At 28.9% G+C, this 10,444-nt stretch carries 11 protein-coding genes; all 11 read left to right on the forward strand.

Annotated features, from left to right (window positions below; translation table 11 throughout):
- The first annotated feature begins 46 nt into the window (after positions 1-46).
- Positions 47-1,003, forward strand: coding sequence for a radical SAM family heme chaperone HemW (hemW, locus tag GOQ29_RS07980; protein ID WP_203372138.1), 957 nt, complete (start codon positions 47-49; stop codon positions 1,001-1,003).
- Positions 1,004-1,101: 98 nt separating this feature from the next.
- The gene (gene hrcA, locus GOQ29_RS07985) at positions 1,102-2,142 is read left to right on the forward strand and encodes a heat-inducible transcriptional repressor HrcA (protein ID WP_203372128.1); all 1,041 of its coding nucleotides are present in this window, start codon (positions 1,102-1,104) and stop codon (positions 2,140-2,142) included.
- A gap of 61 nt (positions 2,143-2,203) precedes the next feature.
- A complete protein-coding gene (grpE, locus tag GOQ29_RS07990; protein ID WP_203372129.1) occupies positions 2,204-2,749 on the forward strand; it encodes a nucleotide exchange factor GrpE in 546 nt (181 codons plus the stop codon).
- A 27-nt stretch (positions 2,750-2,776) separates the two neighbouring features.
- Positions 2,777-4,624, forward strand: coding sequence for a molecular chaperone DnaK (dnaK, locus tag GOQ29_RS07995; RefSeq protein ID WP_203372130.1), 1,848 nt, complete (start codon positions 2,777-2,779; stop codon positions 4,622-4,624).
- A gap of 79 nt (positions 4,625-4,703) precedes the next feature.
- The gene (gene dnaJ / locus GOQ29_RS08000; RefSeq protein ID WP_203372131.1) at positions 4,704-5,843 is read left to right on the forward strand and encodes a molecular chaperone DnaJ; all 1,140 of its coding nucleotides are present in this window, start codon (positions 4,704-4,706) and stop codon (positions 5,841-5,843) included.
- A 168-nt stretch (positions 5,844-6,011) separates the two neighbouring features.
- Positions 6,012-6,965, forward strand: coding sequence for a 50S ribosomal protein L11 methyltransferase (gene prmA / locus GOQ29_RS08005; protein ID WP_203372132.1), 954 nt, complete (start codon positions 6,012-6,014; stop codon positions 6,963-6,965).
- Complete coding sequence (locus GOQ29_RS08010; RefSeq protein ID WP_203372133.1) at positions 6,958-7,707, forward strand: 16S rRNA (uracil(1498)-N(3))-methyltransferase; 750 nt, start codon at positions 6,958-6,960, stop codon at positions 7,705-7,707. Before prmA ends, GOQ29_RS08010 begins: the two co-directional genes overlap by 8 nt.
- Positions 7,708-9,012, forward strand: coding sequence for a tRNA (N(6)-L-threonylcarbamoyladenosine(37)-C(2))-methylthiotransferase MtaB (mtaB, locus tag GOQ29_RS08015; RefSeq protein ID WP_203372134.1), 1,305 nt, complete (start codon positions 7,708-7,710; stop codon positions 9,010-9,012).
- A gap of 74 nt (positions 9,013-9,086) precedes the next feature.
- Entirely contained in the window at positions 9,087-9,431 is a 345-nt protein-coding gene (locus GOQ29_RS08020; RefSeq protein ID WP_203372135.1) for a histidine triad nucleotide-binding protein, read from the forward strand.
- Between the two features lie 132 nt (positions 9,432-9,563).
- Positions 9,564-9,746 (forward strand): 30S ribosomal protein S21, encoded by a 183-nt coding sequence (gene rpsU / locus GOQ29_RS08025; RefSeq protein ID WP_203372136.1) that lies wholly within the window; start codon positions 9,564-9,566, stop codon positions 9,744-9,746.
- Between the two features lie 20 nt (positions 9,747-9,766).
- Positions 9,767-10,210, forward strand: coding sequence for a GatB/YqeY domain-containing protein (locus tag GOQ29_RS08030; protein ID WP_203372137.1), 444 nt, complete (start codon positions 9,767-9,769; stop codon positions 10,208-10,210).
- Positions 10,211-10,444: the final 234 nt, after the last annotated feature.

Consider the following 10,444-nt stretch of genomic DNA (forward strand, 5'->3'; position numbering starts at 1 on the left):
AATTAAAATTTATAGGTTTTTATAAGGTTTTTATAGACAATTATAGATTTTATGCAACGGTACACCTTCCCTAGTAAAAGATAAGTTTATTTATAAAATATTGGATAAAGCATATCAAAAATTTAATGTTGAATTAGAAGAAATGACTATTGAATCAAATCCTAAAACATTAAATAGAAATAAACTTTTAAAGTATAAAGAAATGGGAATAAATAGAATAAGTATGGGCGTTCAATCATTGGATAATAGAATTTTAAAAGACATAGGTAGAATACACAACGTTGAGGATTTTATGAATACTTACTATTTAATTAAAGAAATAGGGTTTAAAAATATAAATGCGGATATAATGTTTAATCTTCCAGATCAAACTTTAGAGAATATGTTAGATACATTGAAAAAAATTGTAAAGTTAGACATTCCTCATATATCTTTTTACAGTTTAAAGCTTGAAGAGCAAACTGAATTCTATAAAAGATACTTAGAAGGAAAACTTAATTTGCCAAATGAAGATATCGAAAGAGATATGTATCATAAAGGAATAGAATTATTAGAGTTGAATGATATATATCAATATGAAATATCAAATTTTGCAAAAAAAGGATTTGAATGTAAACATAATGTATATTATTGGGCACTAAAACCATATATTGGATTAGGGATATCTTCCCATTCAAATATGTTTGATAAAAGATGGGGAAATACTACAGATTATAATATTTACAAAAAAAATATTATAAATAATAAATTCCCTATAGAAGATACGGAAATAATAGATAAGGATACAAAAATGTTAGAATATATGATTTTAGGATTAAGATTAAAGGAAGGAATATCCGAAGTAAAATTTAAACAAAAATTTAACAATGATATTTATGATGTTTTTGGCAAAGCCATTAAATGTAATGAAAGCCATTATCTTCTTAAAAGAGTAGGACATAATATTTGCTTAACGAAAAAAGGATTTGATTTGTCAAATATTGTATTTAAAGAATTTATTTAATAGGGTATTGACAAAAAGTGAATTCAATGATAATTTTTAAATAGATATTAGCACTCCTCTTTACAGAGTGCTAATAACTTAATAAAAAGGGTGATACTATGAAAATAGATGAAAGGAAGTTAAAAATATTACAGGCTATCATCCATAATTATATAATAAATGCTGAGCCAATTGGATCTAGAACCATATCAAAAAAATATGATCTGGGTGTTAGTCCAGCTACTATTAGAAATGAAATGTCTGATTTAGAAGAGTTAGGTTATTTATTACAACCTCATACATCAGCTGGGAGAATTCCATCTAATAAAGCTTATAGGCTTTATGTAAATGGGCTAGTTAATAATAGTCATATTGATACAAAGAAAGGTAATAAAGTTGATAAGAAACTAATTGAAAGCATAGGACAGATAGAGGAATTAATAGAAAATAGTGCTTCTATATTATCTAAATTAACTAATTATACTTCTTTGGCTATTGCACCTCAGTTGAAATTGAGTAAAATTAAACATGTACAGATAGTACCTGTAGATGAAATGCGAGTTTTATTAGTTATTGTTACTGAATCAGGTATGGTGAAGAATACTATATTAAGATTAGATAGAAGTATATCTAAAGAACAATTGAATATCATATCTAATTTACTTACAGAAAAACTTAAGGGTAAATTAATTGGTCATATTGGTGATGTTTTACAGGTCAAGATTATTAAAGATATGTATGAGTTTAAAGATATATTAGAAAGTCTCATAAAAAATATAAATAAATCTGTTAATAGCAAAGAATCTGTAGAACTATATTCTAATGGGATAACAAAAATATTTGATTTTCCTGAGTATAATAATATAGATAGAGTTAAAGCATTTATATCTTTTCTTGAAAATAAAGACAATGTAATTGAGATGTTAATGAATAATGGATTTAATAGTATGAATAATTTAGCAATAACTATAGGTGAAGAAAATTCTTATGAAGAGATTAAAAATTGTAGTTTAATAACAGCAACTTATAAAGTTAATGGTAAAACTATTGGTAAAATTGGAGTTATAGGTCCTACTAGGATGGAATATTCAAAGGTTATTCCACTAGTCCAAAGTATTTCTTTAGATTTATCACGTATATTAAATAAATACTTTGAATAGGAAGATTAGAATATATTTAGCTCCTTTAATATATAACTATATAGTTAAAGAGGTGAATTAAATGGAAAAAGAAGAAAAAGATTTAGAGCAAGATGAGAATTCAGAAGAAATTATTGAAGACGTAAAAAATATTGAAGACGATTCTGATAGTTCTCAGCAAGATTTAGAAGAAGATGAAGAAAAAGAAATTGAAGAAGACAAAGAGAGGTATTTAAGACTTCAAGCAGATTTTGCTAATTATAAAAAAAGAGTTGAAAAAGAAAAAGCATCTATTTATACTTTTGCTAATGAAAAGATAGTTACAGATTTGCTAGATGTAATAGATAATTTTGAAAGAGCATTTACATCTGTTGATGAAGCAATAGAAGATGATAGTTTTTATAAAGGTGTTATAATGGTATATAAGCAATTAATGGATATACTAGAAAAGAATGGTTTAGAAGAAATAAAAGCCAAAGAAGAAAAATTTGACCCAAATTTACATCATGCAGTTATGCAAGAAGAGAATGATGAATATGAAGAAAATACAATAATAGATGTATTTCAAAAGGGTTATAAATTAAAAGACAAAGTAATAAGACCAAGTATGGTTAAAGTATCTAACTAAATCAATAAAAGTTTGGGAGGTTTGAAAATGAGTAAAATAATAGGAATTGACTTAGGAACAACAAACTCATGTGTAGCAGTTATGGAAGGAGGGGAAGCGGTAGTAATACCTAATGCAGAAGGTAACAGAACCACTCCATCAATAGTTGCTTTTACAAAAGAAGGTGAAAGATTAGTAGGTGAAACTGCTAAAAGACAGGCAGTTACAAATCCAGAAAGAACAATAATGTCTATAAAAAGACATATGGGAACAAATCATACAGAACAAATTGATGGTAAAGATTTAACACCACAAGATATTTCTGCAATGATTCTTCAAAAGTTGAAATCAGATGCAGAAAATTACCTAGGAGATAAAGTAACAGATGCAGTAATCACAGTACCAGCATATTTTACGGATAGTCAAAGGCAAGCGACTAAAGATGCTGGTAAGATAGCTGGATTAAATGTTAAAAGAATTATAAATGAACCAACAGCGGCTTCTTTAGCTTATGGTTTAGACAAAGAAGATGAGCACCATAAAATAATGGTATTTGACCTAGGTGGAGGAACATTTGATGTATCTATTTTAGATTTAGGAGATGGAGTATTTGAAGTAATCTCAACCAAAGGTGATAACCATTTAGGTGGCGATGATTTTGATGAGGCTTTAATAGATTATTTAGCTGATGAATTTAAGAAAGAAAATGGAATAGATTTAAGAAAAGATAAAATGTCATTACAAAGATTAAAAGAAGCAGCAGAAAAAGCTAAAAAAGAATTATCATCTACATTAACAACTAATGTAAACTTACCTTTTATCACTGCAACTCAAGAGGGACCAAAACATTTAAATATAGATATTAAAAGATCTAAGTTTGAAGAATTAACATCTAATTTAGTAGAGAGAACAATGGGACCTACACGAGCTGCATTAAAAGATGCAGGAATTGGGGCTGGAGAAATTGATAAAGTAATATTGGTTGGTGGTTCAACTAGAATTCCAGCAGTTCAAGAATCTGTAAAGAAATTAACAGGTAAGGATCCTCATAAAGGAGTAAATCCTGATGAAGTTGTATCATTAGGAGCTGCTATTCAAGCTGGAGTATTAAGTGGAGATGTTAAAGATGTGTTGTTATTAGATGTTACACCATTATCATTAGGAATTGAAACATTAGGTGGAGTATTTACTAAGCTTATAGAAAGAAATACAACAATACCTACAAATAAGAGCCAAGTATTCTCTACTGCAGCAGATAATCAAACAGCCGTAGATATTCATGTATTACAAGGTGAAAGAGAAATGGCAGCGGGTAATGTTACTTTAGGTAGATTCCAACTTACAGGAATACCACCAGCACCAAGAGGAGTACCTCAAATAGAAGTAACTTTTGATATTGATGCTAACGGTATAGTAAATGTATCGGCAAAAGATTTAGGAACTGGAAAAGAGCAAAAAATTACAATCACAGCTTCTACAAATCTATCCGATGAAGAAATAGAACAAAAAATTAAAGATGCAGAAATGCATGAAGACGAGGATAAGAAAAGAAAAGAAAGCATAGAAACAAGAAATAATGCTGAATCAACAGTTTATCAAACCGAAAAAGTTCTTAAAGATATGGAAGGAAAAATAAGTGATGATGAAAAAGCAAAAGTAGAAGCTAAAGTTGAAGAACTTAAGAAAGCTTTAGATAGTGATAATACTGAAGAGATTAAAACAAAAACTGAAGAATTAAATAATGAATTCCATACTATATCACAAAAAATGTATGAACAGGCTCAACAAGCGGGGCAACAAGCAGGTCAAGGAGGAGCTAATAATCAACAATCTCAACAAGATGATAATGTAGTAGATGCTGATTATGAAGTAGTAGATGATGAAGAAGATAAATAATTAGTCTTATAAACTGAAGCTAAATCATGTGATTTAGCTTCAGTATTTTAAAGACATAGTTAAAGAAGGTGGTGAAAAGGTGAGCAAGAGAGATTATTATGAAATATTAGGCCTAGATAAAAATGCTTCTGATCAAGATATAAAGAGAGCCTATAGAAAACTTGCGAAGAAATATCACCCTGACCTTAATCCTGATAATAATGAAGCTGAAACTAAATTTAAAGAAGCAAGTGAAGCATATGAAGTATTAAGTAATTCAGAAAAGAGGCAGAAGTATGATCAATTTGGTCATGCAGGAGTAAATGGACAAGGCGCTGGTGGATATGGAGGATTCAGTGGTCAAGGATTTGATTTTAGTGATATATTTGGTGATGTTTTTGGTGATATTTTCGGAGGTGGAGGTTTTTCTCAAGGAAGAAGAAAAAACGGTCCAAGAAGGGGTGCTGATATAAAAATTGCAATTGATGTAACTTTTAAAGAAGCTGCTTTTGGGACAGAGAAAAAAGTTGATGTGAGAAGGACAGAAAATTGTTCTAAATGTAATGGAATTGGGGCAGAATCTGCTAATGATAAAAAGACTTGTAATCAATGTAATGGAACTGGAGAGATAAAACAGGCTCAAAATACACCTTTTGGACAATTTGTAAATGTAAGAACCTGTCCTAAGTGTAATGGAAGTGGTAAAATTATCACAAATCCATGTAGTAAATGTGGTGGAACTGGTAAAGAGAAGAAGACTAAAAGAATTAATATAAAGATTCCAGCTGGTGTGGATACTGGATCGGTTATACCTTTAAGAGGAGAAGGAGAGCCTGGTGAGAAAGGTGGACCTAGAGGAGATTTATATATCTATATGAATGTATTACCTCATGAAATATTTAAAAGAGATGGAAATGATGTTATATTAGAGCTTCCAATAACTTTTGTTCAAGCAGCATTAGGAGATGAATTAGAAGTACCTACTCTTGAAGGAAAGGTAAAATATAAGATAAATGAAGGAACTCAATCTGGAACTGTGTTTAGATTGAAAAACAAAGGAATACCTAGTGTAAGAGGATATGGAAGAGGAGACCAATATGTTAAGGTTATTGTGGAAGTACCTAAAAACCTTAATGAAAGTCAGAAAGATATTTTAAGAAATTTTGCTGAGAAAACTGGTGAAACAGTTCATGAGCAGAAAAAAGGATTTTTTGATAAAGTAAAAGATGTTTTTGGGTAATAATATAATACTATATAATAAATAATCATCCCTTAAGGGATGATTATTTATTATATAGTAGAAGTTGCTTTTTTGTTATAAAATAGGATATAATGAATGGATAGATTTTGAAAAAGATACTTAGTATATTATAATAATGATAATAATAAAGTTTAGGGATGTGAAAATATGAAATGGATCGAAGTTCAAGTTAGAACAACTACTGAAGCTGTGGAGACTGTAAATAATATATTGTACGAGGCGGGAGCAGAAGGACTAGTGATAGAAGATTATAAAGATATAACTCTTTTTAAGAATAATGCAGAAAGTTGGGATTATATAGATCCAAATTTAATAAAAAATAATTTTGAAGGGGCAATAGTTAAAGGTTATTTTGAAGAAAGTGAAGATTTAATAGATAAAATTGAACTAATAAAACAAAATATAGAAAAAATACCTAGTTATAATTTAGATAAAGGTCTAGGTGAAGTTACTACATCTGAAATAGAAGAACAAGATTGGTCAAAAACTTGGAAGAAATATTATAAACCAAAGAAAATAGGAGAAAAAGTAGTCATAAAGCCTACCTGGGAACATTATGAAAAAGATAAAGATGAAGTTATAATTGAATTAGATCCAGGAATGGCATTTGGTACTGGAACTCATGAAACCACAATGTTGTGTGTTAGACAATTAGAAAAATATGTACACAAATTTGATACTGTATTTGATGTGGGTTGTGGGACCGGGATTTTAGCTATTGCTGCAGCAAAACTAGGTGCTGTTAATGCTATAGCAATTGATTTAGATGAAGATTCAGTAAGGGTAGCCAAACAGAATATAAAGAAAAATGGTGTGGCTAACACTGTTCAAATAAAACATGGTAATCTATTAGATGTAGTTGAAGGCAGAGCAAATGTAGTAGTAGCAAATATAATAGCTGATGTAATAAAGATTTTAGCTAAGGATATAAAAAGATTTATGGAAGAAGATGGTGTTTTTATAGCTTCTGGTATAATTCTTGATAAGATTGGAGAAGTAAGGGAAGAATTAGAGAAGAATGGGTTAAAAGTCATAGATGAGATTAAAATGGGTGAATGGGCTTGTTTGATTTCAAAGATAGGTATAGTTGAAAATGAATAGATTTTTTGTTTCTAAAAAAGATATAGAGAATGATATTGTTACAATAAAAAGTGATGACGTAAAGCATATAAAAAATGTATTGAGACTTAAAAAAAGTGATGAAATATCAGTATGTGATAATACAGATAATGAATATATAGTTAAAATTATTAATATTACAAATGAAGAAGTGAAAGGAAATATAATAAAGGAGATTAATATTAAAAGAGAATCTAATATAAATATCACTTTATATCAAGGCTTTCCTAAGAGTTCAAAAATGGACATGATAATTCAAAAAGCCACTGAATTGGGAGTTAAGAAAATAGTACCAGTGATAACTGATAGAACTATTGTAAAAATAAAAGATCAAAAGAAAGAAAATAAAAAAATAGATAGGTTTAAAAAAATAGCGATAGAAGCATCCAAACAATCTAAAAGAGGGATTATTCCAGAAGTCACTAGTATTATGAGTATAGATGAAGTAATAGAAGAAATAGATAAAAATTCCTCTTTTACAATAGTACCTTATGAAGATGAAAATAAATTGGGAATAAAGAGTTTTATATGTGAAGTAGAAAATAAAAATATAAATATAATTATAGGCCCTGAAGGTGGATTTACTGAAAGAGAGATTTCTAAATTGAAAAATATTGATTCAAGAATTGTTTCTTTAGGACCTAGAATATTAAGGACTGAAACCGCGGGGCTCACTACAATTGCTATTATTATGTATGAATTAGGAGATATAGGAGTGGTATAAATGGAAACTGTAGCTTTTTATACATTAGGTTGTAAAGTGAATCAATATGAAACGGATGCTATGGCTGAAATTTTTAGAGATAGAGGATATGAAGTAATAGAATCTAATGAAAAAGCAGATATATATGTTATAAATACTTGTTCCGTTACTAATTTAGGAGAAAGAAAGTCTAGACAATTTATTAGAAGGTCAAAGAAGATAAATTCGGAAGCTATAATATGTGTAGTTGGATGTTATGCTCAAATTTCTCCTGATGAGGTAATAAATATAGAAGGTGTAGATTTAATATTAGGTACAAAAGATAAAAATAAAATAGTAGATTTATGTGAAGAGGCAGAAAAAGAAAACAAGAAAATAAATGCAGTAGAAAATGTTATGGAAATTACAAGATTTGAAGAGATAAGTTCAAATTCAATTCAAGAAAATACTAGAGCATATATAAAAATACAAGAAGGATGTAATCAATATTGTTCTTATTGTATAATTCCATATGCTAGAGGGCCTATAAGAAGTAGAGAACTGGAAAATATAATCAAAGAGGCGAATATATTAGTTGATAAAGGTTTTAAAGAAATAGTATTAACTGGCATTCATGTAGCATCTTATGGTAAGGATTTAGGTGAAGAAAGGCTTATTGATGTAATAGAAAAAGTTCATAAAATAGATAAATTAAGAAGAATAAGATTAAGTTCGCTAGAACCTACTTTGGTTACAGAAGAATTTATGAGTAGATTATCTAAATTAAATAAAGTATGTCCACATTTCCACTTATCTTTACAAAGTGGAAGTGATACAGTACTTATAAGAATGAATAGAAAATATACCACTGATGATTATAGAAAAAGAGTTGAATTAATAAGAAAATATATGAAGGATGCAGCTATAACTACAGATATAATAGTAGGATTTCCTGGGGAATCAGAAGTTGAATTCAATGAAACATATGATTTTGTAAAACAAATAAAATTTGCAAATGTTCATATTTTCAAGTATTCTCCTAGGTCAGGTACACCAGCTGCAAAACATAAAAATCAAATTCATGGAACAATAAAAAATGAAAGAAGTAAAAAATTAATAGATTTGGTAGAGAAGGAAGCAAATATATTTAAAGAAAATTTTTTAAATACTGCGCGAGAAATATTAGTAGAAGGTGAAAGTAAAAAAGAAGGTTTTGTGGAAGGCTATACTGATAATTATATTAGAATATTGGTAAAAGGAACTGAAGAGTTAGAAAATCAGATAATTAAAGTAAGATTAAAGGAATTAATAGGTGAAAATATTCTTGGAGAAGTTATTTATAAATAAAGGATATATTACTTTTCTATAGAATATTATTTAATAACACTCTTTTTTATCCATTTTTTTAAGGAGGTGAAAGAATGAGTGATTGTATCTTCTGTAAAATAATAAATAAAGAAATACCTTCAGAAATTGTTTATGAGGATGAGTTGATTATGGCTTTTAATGATATAGAAGCTAAAGCACCAGTCCATATATTAATTATTCCCAAGAAACATATATCATCTTTAAATAAAATGGAAGATGAGGATGGTGAATTGATTTCTCATATTTTTAAAATTATATCTGAGATAGTAAAGGAAAAAGGAATTAAAGAATCAGGGTATAGAGTTGTAAATAATTGTGGAGAGAATGGAGGACAGACTGTTGATCATCTTCATTTTCATGTTTTAGGAGGTAGAAATTTAACTTGGCCTCCAGGTTAAAAATTCTTTGGTAAATTGAAAATATAAAAATAGTTGCAGAATATCCCTATATAAGATATAATTATTTAGTGCCGAAATCCACTTACTGCAAAGATTTTATATATTATTGCAGAAACGAGGGGAGGGAGAAAAATGGCAGAAATCAAAGTTGGGAATAATGAATCATTAGACAATGCCTTGAGAAGATTTAAGAAACAATGTTCTAGAAGTGGTGTACTATCAGAAGTTAGAAGAAGAGAACATTATGAAAAGCCAAGCGTAGCACGTAAAAAGAAGGCAGAAGCGGCGAGAAGAAAAAATAAAAAAAGAAGATAATGTTTTAAGAGGGTGAATAGATGTCACTTAAAATTAAATTGATGGATGATTTAAAATTATCTATGAAAAATAAAGATAAGGTTAGAAAGAATTCCATTATAATGATAAGATCTGCTATTAAACAAAAGGAAGTTGACGAAAGAATAGAATTAGATGATAATGCTATTTTAGATATTATATCTAAGCAAGTAAAACAAAAGCGAGATTCTATTAATGAATTCAAAAAAGGTAATCGCAATGATTTGGTTGAGCAAACCCAACAAGAAATAGATATTCTTATGGAATATTTGCCTCCACAATTATCGGAAGAAGAACTGGAAACTATAGTTAAAAAGACTATTGACGAAGTAGGAGCTTCTTCAATGAAAGATATGGGGAAAATAATGGGTAAGGTAATGCCACAAATAAAAGGTAGAGCGGATGGTAGCCTTGTAAATAAAATAGCAATTAAATATCTTAAATAAAAAAATCAGGTATATACCTGATTTTTTTATTGTCTAGGAAAGTTAATTTAACAAAAGTTTTAGACTATTGATAAGTACAACTATCAATGACTATAGAAAATATTGGGAGACAATAAAAAATATGGGTTGTAGGGGATGTAATCACCTGCCGTATTAGAAGGGTGCTCAGGGGCACGTTTTATGCACCGTCGAAGGGAAACTAGGTTTCCTTGAGCTGTGCGGACACGTTTCTAG

The sequence above is a fragment of the Anaeromonas gelatinilytica genome (genome assembly GCF_016820635.1).
GTDB classification, from domain to species: Bacteria; Bacillota; Clostridia; order Tissierellales; family SIT17; genus Anaeromonas; species Anaeromonas gelatinilytica.